Source organism: Paenibacillus campinasensis (assembly GCF_002272015.1).
Taxonomy (GTDB): Bacteria; Bacillota; Bacilli; order Paenibacillales; family Paenibacillaceae; genus Paenibacillus_AQ; species Paenibacillus_AQ campinasensis.
In genome coordinates this window covers 1-19,492 of record NZ_NPBY01000043.1, presented here as the reverse complement: position 1 = coordinate 19,492, position 19,492 = coordinate 1, and the positions used below count along the sequence as shown (strand labels likewise).

Here is a 19,492-nt window from a genome sequence, read left to right as displayed (position 1 = left end):
AGCGATGAATGTGGCACAAGAGCATGGTCGTGTGAACGCGTACGGAATGACAAGCTACAATACAAGAGAATTGATTATTCGCGACGATATTATGGCCAAGGCGGAAGAGCTGGCCGAGCTGATTTCATCCAGTGAAGAAGTCAAAATGTTCAAGCAGGCGGAGGAAAAAATCCGCAATCATGAGCGCGTGCAGGATTTGATTAAGCAGATTAAGAAAAAGCAGAAAGAAATCGTCGCTTTCGAAACCTTCAAGAACCAGGAGATGGTGGCGAAGATTGAACGGGAAATCGAAGAGCTGCAGGACGAGATCGACAGCATTCCGCTTGTGGTGGAATTCCAGCAAACCCAAAGCGACATCAACTATTTGCTACAACTTGTCGTTTCGGTCATCCATGACACCGTTTCGGAGAAGGTCAATGTGGAAACCGGGAAAGACATGCCGCCGAGCAGCTGCGGGTAAGGAGAAGGTGCGGACTGGTTCCGCGCCTTTTTTCGCTTTATGTGCCTTCCTACATAAATGATGCGGTAAAACAGAGAGCAGCAGGGCAAGTTAAAGGTGAACTTTTGCATAATCCTGTTAAAATAAAGTCAATATATCTTGACAATGCAAACAAATATGTCATAATGAAATTATCAAAATAATAGTTATGGTGATGGAAATGACAGATCATGAACAGAAGCCGAAGAGCAGCGGCAAGAAATATCGAACACCGGACGGGGTTCCTGCTGATATAGTCATGTTTACGCTCACGAAGCGGGAACGGAAGACGGTGACCAAGACGCTGCCGATTCGGGAGCTGAAGGTCATGCTCATTCGGCGCCGCTCCTGGCCATTTGCAGGCATGTGGGCACTGCCGGGCGGATTTTGCCGCGAGAGTGAGTCCATCTACGATGCGGCCAAGCGTGAGCTGAAGGAGGAGACCGGCGTGGATGGCGGTCATCTCGAATATTTGGGGGTATACAGCGCGCCGGGGCGCGATCCTCGGGGCTGGATCATCAGCCATGCTTTTTTTGCCCTGGTGGAGGAATGGATGCTGGAGCATCGACAGGCGGCGGATGATGCTGAGGAAGTCGGCCTGTTCACGATGGAAGAGGCGCTGGAAGAACTGGAGCTGGCGTTTGACCACCGCAAGATCATTATGGATGCTTATCGGAAAATTCAGCTGCAGATGCTGCAGACGACCATTGCCAGACAATTTCTGCCGGAGCATTTTACATTAAGCGAGCTGTATCAGGTCATTCAAACGGTTGTGCCTGAATTTAATGAGCCGAACTTTATCCGCAAGATCACCTCCACCCGCAGCAGAAAAGGAATTCTGGAGGAGGTTCGGGACGAGGAAGGCAATCCGCTCAGCTCGAATCAGTATTCCCAGCGGCCGGCGCAGCTGTACCGGTTCACGGACCATTCGCCGCTGCTGTCCATTTATACGTAAAGTTTCAGCTGCAGCCGGACTCCAAGTCAGCTTGTCGTTAAGTGTAAGGAACAAGTTGCATTCCAATCGATGGCAAAGGAGTGTTGATGGATGAAAGCTTTAATCGTGATTGATTTCACGAATGATTTCGTGGACGGGAATCTTCCGGTCGGCAAGCCGGCAATCGAGATTGAGCCTACGATCGCCAGGCTGACAGAATCGTTCTGTGATCAAGGGGATTATGTGGTGATGGCGGTGGATCTTCATGAGCGCGATGATTCCTATCATCCGGAGACGAAGCTGTTTCCTCCGCATAATATCCGGGGAACCAGTGGCCACGACCTGTACGGCGCTTTGAAGGATGTGTACGAGGCGCGCAAAGAGCAGATCTATTGGATGGACAAAACACGCTACAGTGCTTTTTGCGGAACCGATCTGGATCAGAAGCTGCGGGAGCGCGGTATTACCGAGGTTCATCTGATCGGCGTCTGCACCGACATCTGTGTGCTTCACACTGCGGTGGATGCGTACAATCGAGGGTATCATATTACCGTGTTTGAGGATGCGGTCGCAAGCTTTAACCCGGAGGGCCACAAGTGGGCTTTGGGTCATTTCAGCGGCAGCCTTGGCGCCAGCGTCGTTCGCAGCGTTTAAATTGACAGCTGTATAAGTTGAACGAAGAACTAGACAAGAGAACGCCAGAGCGGTCGGAAGTCCTTATACCCGGTTGACTTTAAACCGTTCATTGCTGTTCAACTTGTACGAACCTCCCGGAGAGACATATATGGACCGGGCAACTGGAGGATGATCGTGATGATGACAGCGGGATTGGCCCTGCATACGGATAAATATCAGATTAATATGATGTACGCTCATTGGATTAACGGCTCTCATAACACGAAGGCGGTGTTTGAAGCCTATTTCAGAAAGCTTCCGTTTGGCAACGGCTATGCCGTATTCGCCGGACTGGAGAGAATCGTGAATTACATTCAGTCCCTCTCCTTCTCGGATGATGATATCGCCTATTTAGCGAAGCAGGAGGAGCAGTACAAGCCGGAATTTCTGGAGGAGCTGCGACGCTTTCGCTTCAAGGGCAGCATCCACGCCATGAAGGAGGGCGCGCTTGTATTTCCGAACGAGCCGCTCATTCGGGTGGAAGGAACGATCTTCGAAACGCAGCTGGTCGAAACCGCCATTCTGAACTTTATGAACTTCCAGACGCTGATCGCAACGAAGGCGTCCAGAATTCGTCAGGTGGCCGGGGATGACACGCTGCTGGAGTTCGGGACCCGCCGTGCCCAGGAGGCAGACGCGGCCGTATGGGGAGCCAGAGCCGCTTACATCGCCGGTTTTCACGCGACATCCAACATGCTGGCCGGGGAGAAGTTCGGGATTCCGACGAAAGGGACACACGCCCATTCCTGGGTGCAGACGTTCCGAAGCGAGCAGGAAGCATTTGATATCTTTGCCCAGGTGATGCCGGATCAGGTCACGCTGCTGGTGGATACGTTTGATACGCTGAAGAGCGGAATACCGAATGCTATCAACACCGCGAAAAAGCTGGAGGCGCAGGGCAAGCGGATGAATGCGATCCGTCTTGACAGCGGCGATCTGGCTTATCTCTCGATTCAGGCGCGCAGAATGCTTGATGACGCCGGTCTTGATTATGTCCGCATTGTCGCCTCCAACGATCTTGATGAGGGAACGATTCTTGATCTGAAGGCGCAGGGCGCCAAGATCGACACCTGGGGCGTGGGCACCCAGCTGATTACGGCAGCGGACCAGCCGGCGCTGGGCGGGGTTTACAAGCTGGTGGAGCGTGAGGTGGACGGCAAGATGGTACCGACCATCAAAATATCGGCCAATCCGGAGAAAGTATCGACACCGGGAAAAAAAGAGGTGTATCGCATCATCTCCAATGGCAGCGGGAAAGCCATCGCCGATTATATCTGCTTCCCGCATGAAGAGATGCCGCCGGAGAACGGCAAGCTCAAGCTGTTTAACCCGCTGCATCCATACATGCGCAAGAATGTGAAGAACTTTGAAGCTGTTCCGATGCTGACGCCGATCTTTATTCAGGGAGAGCTTGTGTATGAGCTTCCGCAGCTGGAGGAGATTCGGGCCTACCATGACACCCAGCTGGATCAATTCTGGCCGGAATATTTGCGCAAGCTGAACCCGGAGATTTACCGGGTGAACTTGAGCGAAGAGGTATGGGAGGTCAAGCAGCGAATGATGGCTGAACTGATGGAACATAGTGAAGATTAAACATCATCATATCTAAGGCAGCGATACCTAACGCTCCTGTGCAGATGTTCTCATGCTGCGCCGGGGCGTTTGGTTTACATCAACCGGCAGGCGGTTTGGCACAAGCAGCGGGTCTCCTGGAGTGATTGACCGGCATCTTGCAGACGAATGAAGGGCAGGGCTGGGCTGGGCAATGCTGGGCTAGGCAAGGCGTATCATCGGTCACTGACATCCAAGCTGAACAGATGGTACTGTAGTAGGCAGCAGATACGCAAATAACCAATAGGAAATTATTTCTCGGGAAAGCGCAGGAAGCGCCAAATTGTGCGCCCCCTTGCAGCGGCTTCGACAGATAGCAGGGCAGCAGCCCCCGTCTGCTTAAATGTCCGAGATGCAGGTTAAACAATAAGGGAAAGGGTGGTTGTCATGCGCGCGGATACACCATTTCAGGCATTTGTGCTGCGAGAGGAGAAGGACGGCGGTGTCCGGGGCGGGATCGAGCCATGGACGCTGGATCAGCTGCCGGAAGGGGATGTGACAGTCAAGGTCTCCTATAGCGGCGTCAATTATAAAGATGGTCTTGCCAGTATACGGGAAGGAAAAATCGTTCGCAAATACCCGTTTATTCCGGGGATTGATCTGGCCGGGACGGTGATGACTTCATCCCATCCCGACTTTCAGCCGGGAGATAAGGTATTGTGCACCGGATATGAGGTCGGGGTATCCCATGATGGCGGATACAGCGAATATGCCAGAGTCCGGGGCGACTGGTTGGTGCCGCTGCCGAGCGGCTTGCTCGCCCGGGAAGCGATGGCGATCGGAACAGCCGGCTTCACAGCGGCGCTATCCGTGGACGCGCTGCTTCGCAGCGGTCTCCGTCCGGATCAGGGCCCGGTGCTGGTCACGGGCGCTACTGGTGGTGTGGGCTCTTTTGCCGTCTCCATATTAAGTCGCCTCGGCTATCATGTCACAGCTGCGACTGGCAAGCCGGACGTGGCAGATTGGCTGCGATCCGTCGGGGCCAGCGAAGTGGTGAGCAGAGACGAGGCGGCCGGAAGCGGGAAAGGCGCGCTGTCCGATCAGAGATGGGCTGCGGCCGTAGACCCGGTAGGAGGCGCTCGGCTCGGGGAAATCCTTAAACATGTGAAATACGGCGGCGCTGTCGCCGTGTCGGGGATGACGGGAGGGCGCTCGTTCGAGTCCTCGGTCTATCCGTTCATCCTGAGGGGAGTATCGCTGTTTGGCATCGATTCGGTATATTGCCCGATGGAGCGGCGCACAGCGATCTGGTCGCGGCTGGCCAACGAATGGAAGCCGGAGCAGGTGCTTGCTCACGGGATCGCCGAGTACAACCTTGATCAGCTGCCCGAGCTGCTGCATAACATTCTTCAAGGCAAGGCCATCGGCCGCAGTGTCATTGTTGTCGAAAAGTAGAAGGCATTCGCATAATGTTCTTCCTCCGCAGCCATCCTAAGACAAGGAGCACGTGTACAGGAAGGGGGACTTATGATGATCTATCGGCGTATGCTGATCGTTCTGATCAGCGTGGTCATGGCTTCCGCAATGATCGGCTGTACTAAGCAGGTAGCCAAAGAAGAGGCGCGAAAATACAATATGCAGGCGTATGAAGAGGGGACCCGCGAGTCCCAAATGACCGGACGCGGCCTCAATGGCCGTTTTCTGGAAGACTTGCAGATGGCCTTCCGTGAACAGAACATGCGCCTGACCAACGAGAACTATGTCGAAGACGAAGTGGGAAATATGACATATCAGTACCGAATCAATTATGATTCCAGCCAGTTGATCACCGTGCATGTGTACCAGGATGAAGCGTCTCGTGAACGTGGAATCGAGGAGCTGTACGGCGGCGAAGGAGATCATCAAAACGCCGGAATGCACAATCTGGTCATCAGCGACCGGGATGCTGCGATCGTATACACCTCGACCGGAGATAAAACGGATCAGTATACCGAGCAGGTAAAAAGCATCGCCGAAACGATACTGGCAGAGTCACCACGGCGGTCAAGCCCATAATGAACCACAACAGCGGCGCGTTAGCGCCGCTGTTTTATTATTGTCTCAGCTAAGCGGGTTTTTCGGAAACGCAGCTGCTGCGTGACGCCACGATTTCCTAGCCCTGCTTGTCCAGCTCCCGCTTCACGTGACGGAGCTCCGGCACGAGGATGCGGCTGAGCGCCAGCTTGACGGCGCCGGTCGAGCCCGGCATCGAGAATACGGCGGTATTGCCGACGGTTCCGCCGATCGCCCGGCTTAAGATAGCGGCTGGCCCGATATCTTCTGCAAAGCTGAGGTAGCGAAAAATTTCGCCGAAACCGGGCAGCTCCTTATCGAGCAAGGAAGCAACCGCCTCGTACGTCGTATCCCGTCTGGATATCCCGGTTCCACCCGTCAGCAGCACGGCCTCGACCTCGGGATCACCGGCGGCTTCATGGATCAATTCCCGAATCGTGTCGTAGTCATCCTTCACTATCATTTTTTTGACTACACGATATCCCGCTTCTTCAAGCATCTCGCGCATCAGATGGCCGCTGCGGTCATTCTCTTCTGTTCTTGTGTCAGATACGGTCACAATCATGCAGTTTACGGTCTGAGGCGCTTCTTGTCTATGTTCTTCCACTGAATTCATCATCAAATCACATCTCCTGTCTCGTTATTGCGGCATCTGTTGCAGTCCTGCGTTCATTTGTAGTACACTCGCTAGCATAATACACTAACGGTAGTTAAAGGAGTACTTTATGGATCATCGTGTAACGCCCATCTATATTTTATCAGGTTTTCTTGGCAGTGGAAAAACAACGCTGCTCACCCGCTTCATCAGTCACTGGAAGCAGCAGGGACTGAAGCCTGCCATCGTGATGAACGAGATCGGCGAGGTGAACATTGACGGTTATATTGCCGGGCAAGATGTTCCCACAGCCGAAATGCTCAGCGGCTGCATCTGCTGCTCCATCCGCTCTGACCTGTCTTCGGAGCTGGCGCTGCTGATCCAGCGGGAACAGCCGGATGTCATTGCCATTGAAGCTACGGGGGTCGCGAATCCGGTGGAGATTCTGGATGCGATTGCCGAGGCTTCATTGTATATGAAGGTGGATCTGAAACAGCTGATCACCGTGGTGGATGCAGGTCATCTGCTGGAGCTGCACCGAGAGCAGAAGGGCAAAACCTACCGTCTCATGCAGGAGCAGATTCGGGCAGCGACCTTGCTCATTTTGAATAAAATCGACCGCATTCAGGACCATGAGCAGGCGGAGATCCGTCAGCTGCTCACGCGCTGGAATCCGTATGCGCCGATTGTGCCGGCATCGCATTGCGAGATGGATGTTGAAGCGCTGCTCGTTGGCCGGACAGCCGATGTGGTGGACGCTACAGGCCAGGGAAGCGGCAGCGGCGTTGCGCAATCTTCCGTACTGTCAGCTGGCTCTCCCGCGGCTGCGTCCCATTCCGCAGCACGAAGCCGAACCGCAACTGCGGCCGGCAGCCAATGGAATTCAGACGCTGATCATCACGGCCAGGGCGGTCATGACCCTCATAATGATCACCAACAGGACCATGAGCATCACCATCATGACCATGACTCTCATGATCACAAGCATCACCATCACGACTCTCACGATCATGTCATGTCCTACACCTATTATTTCTCCCGACCGGTCAACAGCGAGGCGTTTGAGCGATTCATATCCGAGCTGCCGCGGGATGTGTATCGGGCCAAAGGAATATTGACGTTCAGCGATACGAACAGCCGCTTTCTGTTCCAGTATGCTTATCGGGAAACAGACTTTACGAAAATTACGCCGCAGGGGGAACTGCCCGATGTGGTTGTGTTTATCGGAGAGCACTTCCATAAATCGGGGCTCGAGCAGCAGCTTCAAGCGCTTGAAAATGAGGGGCACGGTTAAACATCTAATCTGCTCTGCTCGTCTAATCTGTGCACTTAAGGCCCCGTTTCCCCGTATTGCTCGTCAGGTTGGTTCAGCCGACCGGTTCGTGTTTAATAGATTGACATAGCGTTTTGAAGACAGCAAGGAGGATCTGATCGATGTTGACTGAGCCTAAGTACGAACAATGTATTGAAGCTTGTATTCGATGTATGAACGCTTGCAATGTGTGCTACGTTTCGTGTCTGAAGGAATATGAGCTGGCCAAGCTGCTGGACTGCATTGCGATCGACCGGGAGTGCGCAGATATTTGCGCTTATGCTGCCCAGGCAATGTCACGCAACAGCCCTTTTGTCAAAGAAATAGTCGAGCTATGCATCAAGATTACGACGGCATGTGCCGAGGAATGCGGCAAGCATGACCACGACCACTGCAAGCAATGCGCAGAAGCCTGTAGACAATGCGCCGAGGCTTGCCGGGAAATGCTGAGCCATCTTTAAGCCTGAGTGTTTGCTATATGAGGAAGTCCGGCTTCGTAATGGAGGCCGGGCTTTTTTTGAGTGACGGCGTGTTTTAAGTTATGGCGTTCCTAGGGTGAGGCTGGCACACGTTGATAACGTCACGGAGAACCTCTATAATTACGACTATGGAACGATGATGTATCCAATGAATGGGATTGTAGGTGAGTCGCTTTGGAGAAGGTACTCGAACTCATCAAGGTGGATAAACGCTTCGGCCAATATGCTGCCTTGACGAATATAACATGGAGCCTGAAGCAGGGGGAGTGCGCTGCGATTGTCGGGGGAAACGGAGCCGGGAAAAGCACGCTGCTCCACATCCTTGCCGGCCTTATCCGGCCATCCGGCGGATCGCGGATTGCACATATAGACCCGCTGCGGATCGGCTACGTCCCTGAGCGATTTCCGGCGACCCGCTTCCGTCCGACGGAATATTTGCGTCATGTGGCGGCGATCCAAGGGCTTGCCAAATCGGAGGCGGCAAGACGCATCGATGCGATGATGGCGGTGTTCCAGCTTCCAGACACCAGTATGATGCGAAGCTCGAAGGGGATGCTGCAAAAGGTAAATCTGATGCAGGCGCTGCTTCGCCAGCCGGATCTTCTCCTTCTTGATGAGCCGCTGTCTGGACTCGATGAGGCAAGCCAGGCTGAAATGGTCGGCATCTTGAATGAGACGAAGCGGCTGGGCACGGCCATCGTCATGTCTGTGCATGAGCCGCTGCTCATTTCTTCGGTCGCTGACCGGGTGACCCGGCTGAGCAGGGGACGGATCGTGCATGAAGGACCGCCGGAGATTCGCATCAGCCGGGAAGAAGATGAGATGAGGCTGGAGTTCGCGAATGTGGCGGCACATCTGTTGTCGGAGCTGGAGGAAGCCAGCGGCTTCCTCCGCTGGGAAACGAAAGGCAAGACTGGAGCGGTCATTGTTCGCGCCAGTATTGCTGATGACGTAATGCTGCATATTTTGCAGTCAGGCGGGTCCATCCTCGGCGTGCAGCGGCTGCATGAGCGTTCAGGCGCCGCGGGAGTGCCGGCCCAATCAGCAAGGAAGGGGGCGCTCGCTTGATGATGCCTCTGATCCGCTATATGATTGCGAATTACACGCGTTCCTATCGTTATTTTGCACCGGTGGCTTTTATGCTCATCTCGGTGGTCTTCATATATGCTTATCGGCCCAATCCGATTATGGACAGCTATGCGGTTACGGCCGCTTTGTTATTTATAGGCTCGGCCTGGCTCGGGATGAATTTCCTGAATCATGATCAGGGCAGACAGGCTGTGCTGCTCATTGTTCAGAGCGGGAGCGCGGGGCGCTATTACATAGGTCAATATCTGGCCATTATCCTGATTGTAATGATGTTTAGTCTGTTCGCGGTCGGCTACCCGATCGCTGCCAATATGTTTGACAAGCCGATAACGATGTCCGAGCTGGTGATCGGATATTCAGCACATGCAGTATTATCCATGCTGGGCGCATCGCTGTCGATGTATTTTCAATCGGGATGGATGGAGAACCAGGGAAGAGCGGCAGGTTTGCTGCTGCTGGTGATGATTGTTTCATTAGCCGGGCAGAGTGTCGGGAACCAGTTGCCGGAAGCGGCATCCCTTGTTCGTTATCTATTGCCGCCGGTGTGGCTGGTCATGGATATGATGGTCAATGCGCCGGTGCGCGGGCAGGCGGTTCAGATCCTCGCGATCCTGTATGCCTGGCTGTACAGCCTGGTTCTTCTTGCCGTATATGTGTGGTGCGCCCTTCGCCGGGATGCGGCCGTTCCGGCTCAAAAAGGCGGTTGAACAACCGGCCTTCTTCCTATACCATTAAGAATAATAGATATAGCAGATGGTAAATAGTCAAGACAGGAGGACGTTATGAAAAAATCCTTACTGCTGGACAGCGAACATTCCAGAGAACTGTTTGCCTATTTCGGGTTGGCGGTATACTACTCCCAAGCGCTGGAACAGCAGCTTGCGAATCTGCTGATGTTAATCAAGCTCTCCCAGGGGAGCGTGCCTTCGGAGGAGGATTTTACACAGTTGTATCAGCGCAAGCTCAGCAGTTCTTTAGGCCAGCTGGTGCATGAGATCCAGCATTACTTTCCGTTCTCCGAGGAAGAGACGCAGCAGCTGAAGGAAGTGTGGAAACAGCGGAATTATATCGTTCATGATTATTTTAAGGAACGGATCCATGAAACCTTCACGCCTGCCGGTCGAACGAGAATGATCCGGGAGCTGTCCGCCTTCAAGGACCAGGCGCAAGCGCTGGAGCAGAAGCTGCAGGGCTACTCTCGTGAGATGTATGTGAAGCTCGGCTTGCACAATGAACAGAACGTTTAGTAGAAAATAGGACATTGCTGAAACATTTTGCCATACCTCCACGTCAGAAGGAATAGGAGGTGGAAATAATGAACAAAACTACAAAACTGATAACTTCCATTCTTGTGACTTCGTCGCTTCTTGGTGCGGGTGCCGCTTCCGCTTTTACGGATATCCAAGGGGAGCAGCCACTGCAAATGGTGAAGGAGCTTCAAGCGAAAGGAATTATTCAAGGCGTAAGCGCCGACAAATTCGCACCGTCCAAGACAATCACGACAGCACAGGCTGTGCAAATGATTGTGAATGCCGCTCAGCTGGAGTCTATAGCTGGTACGGGCGACGCTCGTGTGAATGTGCCTGAGAACGCCTGGTATGCGGATGCCGTTCAAATTGCTGCTGAGCATGGACTGTCCGTATCCGAGAACATGAAATGGAACGAAGCGATCACGCGCGAGGCGTTCGCGCAATTGCTGTATGAAGCGGTTGAAGTAACCGGCCCGTATCCGGTCATCAAGATGTACATTAACGTGGCGGATGCGGATTTGATGAAGCAGGACAGCCTTGGTGCGGTTCAGTTTCTGCTGTTAACGAAAATTGCCGAGCTGGATGAGCAAGGGAACTTCCGTCCGACAGACACGCTGACACGGCTGGAAGCGGCTGAGCTCGCTTACCGCGCGGTTCAGTTCTTAGAGATGCATCAGGAGAACGCGATTCCTGACAAGCCGGAGCAGGACGATCCAGCGGTTACGACCGAAGTTGTCAAAGTGGATGCGAACGAGAACAAGGTTATCGTGACTAAAGAGGATCTGCCAAATCCGGGATATGCAATTAAGATTACGTCCGTGGATTATGTAGGTGAAGACGAGGCTGTCGTATACTACACGGTGGTCGAGCCTGATCCTGACAAAATGTACCCTCAGGTCATTACAGCAGGTTCTGATGAAGTGCTGGTGCCGGCTAAGTACACCAACATTACAACCAAGCTTGCAGACAAGCTGGAACTGCTGCCATAATCGGATTCAGATTTTTTCAGCCGCTTAAGAGACGGCTGTAGCGATTCTGCCAGTAAGAAAAGGCTGCATCGCCCGCGAACTTTACGGTTCGCAAGGGCGCTGCAGCCTTTTTGCATGTGCTAAATGTTACAGAATCTCGCTTGACGCGTGGGTTATAAACGATGGTTCGGCCTCAAGACGCATGCCTCTAGCGCGGTATTCGAGCTTCAAACGATGGTCCAGGCGTTCAGACTTCAGCTTATGCCTGCTGACGAAGACCGCAGCTTCGGCGCTTACGCCTGGCCTCCGGCAAGCTGGCCGGCTGAAGCGCCGACAGCCTCGGGCGCCTCGGTGGAGGCTGGCTCTGGGCCGCCCTGCTGAAGCTGAACCATTTTGTAGTACCGCCCGCCCATCTTCATCAACTCCTCATGGGTGCCGCGCTCTACAATTTCTCCGCGATGCAGCACCAGAATCTGATCCGCATTGCGAATGGTAGACAGGCGATGGGCGATAATGAAGGTGGTGCGGCCCCGTTTTACGACCTCGAGCGCATCCTGGATCAGCGCCTCGGTCTCCGTGTCGATATTGGCGGTCGCTTCATCCAGAATGAGAATAGCCGGATTGAACGCGAGCGCCCGGGCGAAGGAGATCAGCTGCCGCTCGCCGGCTGACAGCGTGCTGCCCTTCTCAATGACAGGCTCATCGAAGCCCTGCGGAAGATGGAGGAGCAACCGGTCGGCACCGACATCCCGCAGCGCCTGCTCAATTCTCTCCCGGGGAATATCCGGATCGCCCAAGCTCACGTTCGAAGCGATGGTGCCTGTGAACAGGTACGGGTCCTGAAGCACGATGCCCATATGCTTCCGCAGATGCTGTTTCGGTATTTCCGTAACGGGAACACCGTCAATGGTGATGGTGCCTTGCTGCGGATCGTAGAAGCGGAACAATAAATTGATGATGGAGCTTTTGCCTGATCCGGTGTGACCGACAAGAGCGACGGTCTGGCCTTGCTTGGCTTCAAAGGCGATGTTCTTCAGCACATAATCTTTCTTATAGGCAAACGACACATCCTTAAATTCCACATCGCCTTTATAGCGCGGCATGGAACCGTCGTTTACCCGCTCGCCAGGTTCATCCATCAGCTCAAACACCCGCTTTGCGGAGACGATGGACGTATCCAGTGCGGCAAGCTGATTGACCATGCCGGTAATCGGCTGGAACATGCGGCCGAGCAAATCGACGAATGCATACAACACACCGATGGACACAATCCCGGCCCCGTTCAGCGATCCTGACCCGAAATACCACAGTACAACCACCAGGGAGACGTTCCGAAGAATGTTGACCAGGTTGTGGGTTGTCAGGGAATTCAGGTTCAGCATTTTGTTCTGATGGGCAAGGTAGTCCGCGTTCAGATCCTCGAATTCTTTCTGGGTTGCCTTCTGTCTGCGGAATACGCGGATGATCTCCATGCCCTGGATCGATTCATTAATGATGGCATTAATCTCGCTTAAACGCGAACGGATGACGGTGTTGTATCGGGTGGCGAATTTCCGGTACAGAATCGTCCATATGACCAGCATCGGGATGACAAACAGACTGATAAGCCCCAATCTGACATCCAGCAGGAACAGCGCGATATAAATCCCGGTAATGTATACAATACCGGAGCTGAAATTGGACAGTACCGCAACGAACAGATCTTTAACCGCTTCGGTATCGTTAGTAACGCGGGATACAACCTTGCCTGCTGGCAAATTGTCAAAAAAGTGAACCGGCAGGCGCTGAATATGCGCGTATACATCGGTTCTGAGCTTCTGGATTACCCGATTCGCCGCTGATTGCAGCCAGTAGGTTCTTCCGAATACGGTAACCATCGAGATAAACAGGCAGACGAGGAACAGTCCTACCAGCTTGTAGATGCTTGGCAGCTCCGGCTTGTAAAATTCAAACAGCTCCTCGCGAGACAGCTGGACGGCCGGATACTGATGCAGCTCCCCGTTATAGGACAGGCTCAGCATGCCGTCCTGGAAGGAGCGCTCGCCATCGCTGCGCGCCACCGCTTCGGGAATGAAGTAGAAGCTTCGCCCGACCTGGAGAATGCGCACCTCCTGCCCCCGGCTTTCGTTCTCGCCAAATCGGTCTTCTCGCTTGTAATATTGATCCTGATATCTTGCGGCGCCATCCGCCTGGGTCGTTTCATAATAAGGCTTCTCAATGCCCAGAATGTGATCGTCGATCATCGTCTTGGCGATGAACGGACCGGCCAGCTCGGCAGCAACCCCGATCGCCAGCAGGATCAGAGCGGCAATAAACGTTCCTTTGGCTGTGAGCGCATAGCGGAACAGCCGCTTTCCGATCCCGGATTGATGTTTGAATGTCGGTTCATTGGGCGTCAATTAGGACACCTCCTCAGAGGTTAGTTTGTTCTCAAGCTGCTGGCGGTCGTATTGCTCACGGTACCAGCCGTTCATCGCCAGCAGTTCCTCATGTCTGCCCTGCTCGACGATGCGTCCTTCTTCAAGGACGATAATCCAGTCCGCATGCTGGACGGCAGACAGCCGGTGTGTAGAGATCAGCGTGGTCTTGCCTGCACGTTTAGTGCGGATGTTGTCAATAATGCGCGCCTCGGTTCGGGCATCGACCGCCGATAAGGCGTCGTCCAGAATCAGAATTTCCGGATCGCTGATGAAGGCGCGAGCGAGGGAGACGCGCTGCTTCTGCCCGCCCGAGAGGGCTACGCCCTTCTCGCCGACAAGGGTATCGAGCCCGTCGGACAGAGTGGACAAGTCCTGGTCAAATGCCGCAGTGGCGATCGCTTCCATAATCAACTCGTCGGAGGCATCCTTTTTACCGAACTGGATGTTTTCCCTAACGGTCTTCGAGAACAGAATTTGCTCCTGCGGCACATAGCCGATCCAGCTGTACAGATGATCAAGCGTCAGCTGTTCAATCGGCACACCGTCAAAGCGAATTTCGCCCGAGCCGGTCGGATATTCATGAAGCAGCTGCTTCAGCAGCGTCGACTTCCCGCTGCCTGTGCGTCCGACGACGCCGAGTGTCTGGCCTTTATTCAGCGTGAAACTGATGTCCTTCAGGTTATCTGCCGAAGAGCTCGGATATCGGAACGTGACGTTGCTGAATACGATGGAGTTCGGCACTGCCGGAGTTTCCGGCTGTTCCGGGTCTGTGACGTCAGGCGGTGTTTTCAGCGTCTCGTTGACGCGGTCCAGGGAGGCGCCGCCGCGCTGCATAATGTTAATCAGTTCGCCGATGGCGAACATTGGCCAGATCATCATCCCGAGGTACATGTTGAAGGCAACCAGATTGCCAAGCGTAATCTCGTTCTGGAAGACGAGGTACACCCCGTACGACAGACCGATCACATAGCTGAGGCCGATGGAGAAATTGATCGTTGGCTCGAACAAGGCATCTACTTTGGCTACTGCCAGATTTTTGCGGTATACATCATCCGTGATGTCCTGGAACCGCTTCTGGTCCGCCCGCTCCTGGACGTATGCGCGGACAACGCGCACGCCGGCCACGGATTCAAGCACTTGGTCGTTCATGACACCGAAAGCGTCCTGGGCGAGCGTATAGCGCTTGTGAATGGCCCGCCCGTAAATGACCATCCCGATCGCGATGATGGGCATCGGCAGAATGGCAGCCAGCGTCAGCTTCCAGCTGACCAGAAAGCCCATCGCAAACAGCACGGTGAACAAAAAGACGGAGGAGTCTGTCAGCACGAGCATGCCAAAGCCGGCGGTAGCCGCGACAGAACGCAGGTCATTCGTCGCTTTGGCCATCAGATCACCCGTCCGGTTGCGCTCGAAGAACGGTGGCAGCATGCCGAGCAGATGATTCATGTACCGGGTGCGCAGCAGCCGCTCCACCAGGTTGGCCCCGCCGAACAGGCGGTGCATCCAGACATAGGTGGCCGCGTAGACGACAGCCACGATGCCCAGTATGAGCAGCAGGTAGCGTGTCAGCGAAGCCCATGTGATCGTGCTGGTGACGATGTCGTCAATCGCGTTGCCAAGCAGAAGCGGCGGGAGCAGTTCGATCACACCGCAAATAATGAGCAGGAACAAGCCGACAAGGTAACGTTTTTTCTCTTGTTTAAAGAACCACCCTAAATTTTTAAGTACAGCAAACACTAGAAACCCTTCCTTTCGTGTGGGAGGTGCAGTCTAAGCTCCGGGTTAAACTAAAAAAAGCACATCATCCGCGAAAGACGGACGATATGCTTCCTTATCATTCAACGTATCTTACGCACGGGGATACGACTGTGCGTGCATAAGGGTCAAGGACCACAATGGAGTTACCCAGCAATGAGCGGAATCCATCAATCCTCGGTAAGATGTGCACCGGCAGGGAGTCGATCAATATTCAATTGCAAGCATTGTCCATCCATATCATGGAGCATAAAATGTACTTGATTGAACATGAGTCTCACCCTTCCTTTCATTTTACAATAAATTGAAATCGCGCTCGTATGGATTGAATTCTATCATCGGGTACCGGAATGTGTCAAACAAAATTTCAGAAAATCTTCATTATTTTTGCGAAACAGGCGGGGGGATTACGGCTGAAAATGTTTGTATCCCTGAGCCGGTTTGCGTTATGATACTAATACACCCTGCATATGACAAGTTTTAGACATGGTTTTCAAGTTCAGGGTAAACATACGTTAGAGAACCTCATGAAAAGGGGAGTGTATAGAGCATGCAAATCGAAGTCACCAATGAGGCTGCCCGCTGGTACAAGAAGGAGCTTGAGCTGGAGAGGGGTAAGGCCATTCGCTTTTTCCCGAGATACAGCTCTGGCGGAGGACTGCATCCCGGATTTTCTCTCGGTATTTCCGTGGAAGAACCGGTGTCGCCGGGATTGACGGAACAGGCCGAGGATCTGCTTTTTTTTATGGAAGAACACGATTTATGGTATCTGGAAGGCTATAAGCTAAGCGTGAAATATGTGGAATCACAGGATGATATTTCGTATATTTATGAAAAAGAGGGCGCAGTTAATTAACATCGGTTGTAAGTCTGCAGCGCTGCCTTAGGGAAAGGAGGCTCCTTGGATGAGCGTATTTCAACGCGATATCAGGCCTTATATTGGCAGAAGATCGAGCATTCAGGTCAAGGCGGCGGTGCTGGTGCTGAATGATAACGGAGAGGTGCTGCTTCTGAAGAGGCCGCGCAGCGGCGAATGGGGGCTTCCGTCAGGCAATTTGAAGCCGGGGGAAGCGCTGGAGGATACAGCTGCAAGAGAGCTGTGGGAAGAGAGCGGCCTGGTGGCCGATCGTTTGCGCCTGCTTGATCTCTTCTCGGGACCACGATATGTCAAAAAGCATCCCGGCGGGGATGAGGAGTATTATGTGATCGGGTTGTACGGGGCCGACGGAGTACGCAGTGCCATCAATATGCCGCAGGGCAAAGATAGCGAAGTATCCTTAAAGTATTTCGGCTTTGACGAGCTGCCGAAGCTCGATCCTCTTGCCGTTCGCCTGTTGGATCACATAGGGCAGTCATGAATCGATAGCAGCAGGCCAGTGGCCGATCGTATGCGATTCCCCGCAAGGGGAATTTTTTTTCGGATACATACGCGGATGGGTAAGTAAATAGGAACAGGCTATTCCGCCTGCTCCGGAAATGACAGCTCCAATGCAAAATCAAAATCATCAATGTCGTATACCTGAACCGGGAGTGCGTTCTCGATAATGCGTTCGATCAGCTCGTACTGGTCGGTGATGATCGGCGCTTCCGTCCGTCCGGCTGTAAGCAGCAGTTCGGTCTCCACGGGATCGAAAATATCTCCGTACGTGGCGGTATCCATCGCATTGATAACGGTGACGATCGTTCTGTCACCTATCGGAATGCTGGGGCTCTTCGCCCACGGCACTTGAAGCGCGCGATCGATTTTCTTCTTGTTCAGCGGCTCCTCAAAATATTGAATCAACTCACCGATTTTATCCCTGACATGCTGATCATCGGCAGTGTTGGTCATAAGCGGCTCGGGGCTCGGCTGCAATTCATAAAGCTCCATAATCGTGGTATAAGGAATAATAAATTCTACGGGCTTGGGCGGAACCACGAGTTGCCCATAGATGGCAAGCATAACGGCTTCCGTTACAAAAACTCTGGTCATGAATAAAATCCTCCCTGCAGGGGCGTTAATACGTGATCGAATTTTGCGTAATCCTGGATAGGGATTCGGCAACAATCCTGAAAAAATCAGTTTAGAACTAATAAATCATTGAAGCGCGTAAATGTCAACTTGCTCTCGAAACAGCGGGCTTGCTGCAACTAAGAAAGGAGCTGTTACTCACCGTTGAAGTCCTGGAAATTGTACTACCCATTCGTCAAACCATACATGAAGTGGATTATCCTCACGCTGATCATTGGCATGATCAAGTTCTCGATTCCTCTATTGCTGCCGATGATTATGAAATATGTGGTGGATTCGCTCCTGATCAATCCGGAACTGACCAATCAGCAGAAGATTCATGATCTGATGATGGTGCTCGCCGGGACGCTGGTGCTGTTTGTGATTGTCCGCGGTCCGGTTGAATATTTACGGCAGTATTTTGCCCAGTTTATAACAAGCCGCATTCTGTTCGATATGCGCAATCGGCTGTACGCCCATCTTCAGCGCCTGTCGCTCCGGTATTATCAGAACACCAAGGTCGGCGAGGGGATATCCCGATTCATCAATGATGTCGAGCAATCTAAAAATCTGGTTGAAGTCGGGATGATGAATATTTGGCTGGATATGTTTACTTTGCTGTTTGTTTTAATAATTATGTTCTTCATGAACCCGATGCTTACGCTCGTGTCCATAGCGGTGCTGCCTTTATATGCGTTGGCTGTCAATCTGCTGTATAAGCGGCTCAAAAAGCTGACGAAGGATCGCTCTCAGGCGCTGGCGGGCATCCAGGCTTATCTGCATGAGCGGATTCAAGGCATTTCCGTGATTCGCAGCTTCACACTAGAGCGTTATGATCGCAACAAATTCGAAGGCATTAACGGCAATTTCCTGAACAAGGCGATGGCGCAGACGAAATGGAATGCCCTTACGTTCTCCGTCATTAACACATTGACAGATATTGCCCCGATTCTGGTCATTGGCTATGGGGGCTACCGGGTCATTCAGGGGGACCTGACGCTCGGGACGTTTGTCGCCTTCTTCGGGTACCTGGAGCGGATGTATGCTCCGCTGCGGCGGCTGATCAATTCGTCCACGGTGCTGACCCAGGCGTCAGCGTCGCTGGAGCGGGTGCAGGAGCTGCTGGACGAGCCCTATGATATTGTGGATGCACCGAATGCGAGAAAGCTGGATAAGGCGGGACAAATCCAGTTCGACCGGGTATGGTTCCGGTATAGCGATGAGAATGGATGGGTGCTGAAGGATATTAACCTGACCATTGAGCAGGGGCAGACCGTGGCCTTTGTCGGCATGAGCGGCGGCGGTAAGTCCTCCTTGATCGGACTGATCCCGAGGTTCTACGATGTGCAGCAAGGGGCGGTCAGAATTAACGGGCAAGACGTCAAGGAGCTGACGCTGGAAAGTTTGCGCGGCTCGGTCGGGATGGTGCTGCAGGACAATTTTCTGTTTAGCGGTTCCGTACGCGAAAATATTATGTTCGGCAATCCGGAGGCCCCGGAGGAGGAGATCATCGCGGCTGCGAAAGCAGCGAATGCGCATGACTTTATTATGCAGCTGCCGCAAGGCTACGACACCGAGGTGGGCGAGCGGGGGGTCAAGCTATCCGGCGGGCAGAAGCAGCGGCTGGCGATTGCCCGGGTGTTCCTGAAGGATCCGGATATTCTGGTGCTGGATGAAGCGACATCTGCGCTTGATCTGGAATCTGAACATTTGATTCAGCAGGCGCTGCAGTCGCTGTCCAGCAACCGGACCACGCTGATCGTAGCCCATCGTCTGTCCACCATTACCCATGCCGACCAGATCGTGGTGCTGGAGAATGGCCAGATCACCGAGCAGGGCACACATCAGCAACTGATGGACCGGGAAGGCAGCTACGCGAGACTGTACAATGTGCAGCATTTGGAGGCGTAGGCAGGCGAATACAGCATCATGATATATAAAAAA

19 protein-coding genes are annotated in these 19,492 nt (G+C 53.3%); 15 read left to right on the top strand and 4 right to left on the bottom strand.

Annotated features, from left to right (window positions below):
- Positions 1-10: 10 nt before the first annotated feature.
- From CHH67_RS13220 to CHH67_RS13195, 6 genes are all read left to right on the top strand, one after another.
- Entirely contained in the window at positions 11-460 is a 450-nt protein-coding gene (locus CHH67_RS13220) for a YlbF/YmcA family competence regulator (protein ID WP_095265752.1), read from the top strand.
- A gap of 187 nt (positions 461-647) precedes the next feature.
- Positions 648-1,433: an NUDIX domain-containing protein gene (locus tag CHH67_RS13215; protein ID WP_095265660.1), complete on the top strand. Its 786-nt coding sequence runs from the start codon at positions 648-650 to the stop codon at positions 1,431-1,433.
- Between the two features lie 90 nt (positions 1,434-1,523).
- Positions 1,524-2,066: a cysteine hydrolase family protein gene (locus CHH67_RS13210; RefSeq protein ID WP_095265659.1), complete on the top strand. Its 543-nt coding sequence runs from the start codon at positions 1,524-1,526 to the stop codon at positions 2,064-2,066.
- Between the two features lie 159 nt (positions 2,067-2,225).
- Positions 2,226-3,680: a nicotinate phosphoribosyltransferase gene (locus CHH67_RS13205; protein ID WP_095265658.1), complete on the top strand. Its 1,455-nt coding sequence runs from the start codon at positions 2,226-2,228 to the stop codon at positions 3,678-3,680.
- 405 nt (positions 3,681-4,085) lie between these two features.
- Positions 4,086-5,093 (top strand): acrylyl-CoA reductase family protein, encoded by a 1,008-nt coding sequence (locus CHH67_RS13200; RefSeq protein WP_095265657.1) that lies wholly within the window; start codon positions 4,086-4,088, stop codon positions 5,091-5,093.
- Between the two features lie 72 nt (positions 5,094-5,165).
- Positions 5,166-5,693, top strand: a complete 528-nt coding sequence (locus CHH67_RS13195; protein WP_244908191.1) for a hypothetical protein — start codon at positions 5,166-5,168, stop codon at positions 5,691-5,693.
- 97 nt (positions 5,694-5,790) lie between these two features.
- Here the strand turns inward: CHH67_RS13195 and CHH67_RS13190 are convergent, their stop codons facing one another.
- On the bottom strand, positions 5,791-6,306 hold the full coding sequence (locus CHH67_RS13190) for a MogA/MoaB family molybdenum cofactor biosynthesis protein (RefSeq protein ID WP_095265750.1): 516 nt from the start codon (positions 6,304-6,306) through the stop codon (positions 5,791-5,793).
- A 109-nt stretch (positions 6,307-6,415) separates the two neighbouring features.
- Between CHH67_RS13190 and CHH67_RS13185 the strand changes: the two genes are divergently transcribed.
- From CHH67_RS13185 to CHH67_RS13160, 6 genes are all read left to right on the top strand, one after another.
- Complete coding sequence (locus CHH67_RS13185) at positions 6,416-7,579, top strand: CobW family GTP-binding protein (RefSeq protein WP_095265656.1); 1,164 nt, start codon at positions 6,416-6,418, stop codon at positions 7,577-7,579.
- A gap of 140 nt (positions 7,580-7,719) precedes the next feature.
- On the top strand, positions 7,720-8,058 hold the full coding sequence (locus CHH67_RS13180; RefSeq protein ID WP_095265655.1) for a four-helix bundle copper-binding protein: 339 nt from the start codon (positions 7,720-7,722) through the stop codon (positions 8,056-8,058).
- Positions 8,059-8,250: 192 nt separating this feature from the next.
- Positions 8,251-9,144: an ATP-binding cassette domain-containing protein gene (locus tag CHH67_RS13175; protein WP_095265654.1), complete on the top strand. Its 894-nt coding sequence runs from the start codon at positions 8,251-8,253 to the stop codon at positions 9,142-9,144.
- The gene (locus tag CHH67_RS13170) at positions 9,144-9,872 is read left to right on the top strand and encodes a hypothetical protein (protein WP_244908193.1); all 729 of its coding nucleotides are present in this window, start codon (positions 9,144-9,146) and stop codon (positions 9,870-9,872) included. The genes CHH67_RS13175 and CHH67_RS13170 overlap by 1 nt, the downstream gene beginning before the upstream one ends.
- 75 nt (positions 9,873-9,947) lie before the next feature.
- Entirely contained in the window at positions 9,948-10,412 is a 465-nt protein-coding gene (locus tag CHH67_RS13165; protein ID WP_095265652.1) for a hypothetical protein, read from the top strand.
- Between the two features lie 68 nt (positions 10,413-10,480).
- Complete coding sequence (locus CHH67_RS13160; RefSeq protein WP_095265651.1) at positions 10,481-11,404, top strand: S-layer homology domain-containing protein; 924 nt, start codon at positions 10,481-10,483, stop codon at positions 11,402-11,404.
- 272 nt (positions 11,405-11,676) lie between these two features.
- On the opposite strand, the gene CHH67_RS13155 is transcribed toward CHH67_RS13160, so the two are convergent.
- Together CHH67_RS13155 and CHH67_RS13150 are read right to left on the bottom strand one after the other, a co-directional pair.
- Positions 11,677-13,782 carry an ABC transporter ATP-binding protein gene (locus CHH67_RS13155; protein ID WP_095265650.1) on the bottom strand — a complete coding sequence of 702 codons (2,106 nt, stop codon included), beginning with the start codon at positions 13,780-13,782 and terminating at the stop codon, positions 11,677-11,679.
- Positions 13,783-15,540, bottom strand: a complete 1,758-nt coding sequence (locus CHH67_RS13150; RefSeq protein ID WP_095265649.1) for an ABC transporter ATP-binding protein — start codon at positions 15,538-15,540, stop codon at positions 13,783-13,785.
- Positions 15,541-16,108: 568 nt separating this feature from the next.
- Between CHH67_RS13150 and CHH67_RS13145 the strand changes: the two genes are divergently transcribed.
- Together CHH67_RS13145 and CHH67_RS13140 are read left to right on the top strand one after the other, a co-directional pair.
- Positions 16,109-16,414: a HesB/YadR/YfhF family protein gene (locus tag CHH67_RS13145; RefSeq protein WP_095265648.1), complete on the top strand. Its 306-nt coding sequence runs from the start codon at positions 16,109-16,111 to the stop codon at positions 16,412-16,414.
- Between the two features lie 49 nt (positions 16,415-16,463).
- A complete protein-coding gene (locus tag CHH67_RS13140; protein WP_095265647.1) occupies positions 16,464-16,916 on the top strand; it encodes an NUDIX domain-containing protein in 453 nt (150 codons plus the stop codon).
- 98 nt (positions 16,917-17,014) lie between these two features.
- Here the strand turns inward: CHH67_RS13140 and CHH67_RS13135 are convergent, their stop codons facing one another.
- Positions 17,015-17,530 carry an ADP-heptose synthase gene (locus CHH67_RS13135; protein ID WP_095265646.1) on the bottom strand — a complete coding sequence of 172 codons (516 nt, stop codon included), beginning with the start codon at positions 17,528-17,530 and terminating at the stop codon, positions 17,015-17,017.
- Between the two features lie 183 nt (positions 17,531-17,713).
- Between CHH67_RS13135 and CHH67_RS13130 the strand changes: the two genes are divergently transcribed.
- Complete coding sequence (locus tag CHH67_RS13130; protein ID WP_095265645.1) at positions 17,714-19,459, top strand: ABC transporter ATP-binding protein; 1,746 nt, start codon at positions 17,714-17,716, stop codon at positions 19,457-19,459.
- Positions 19,460-19,492 lie beyond the last annotated feature (33 nt).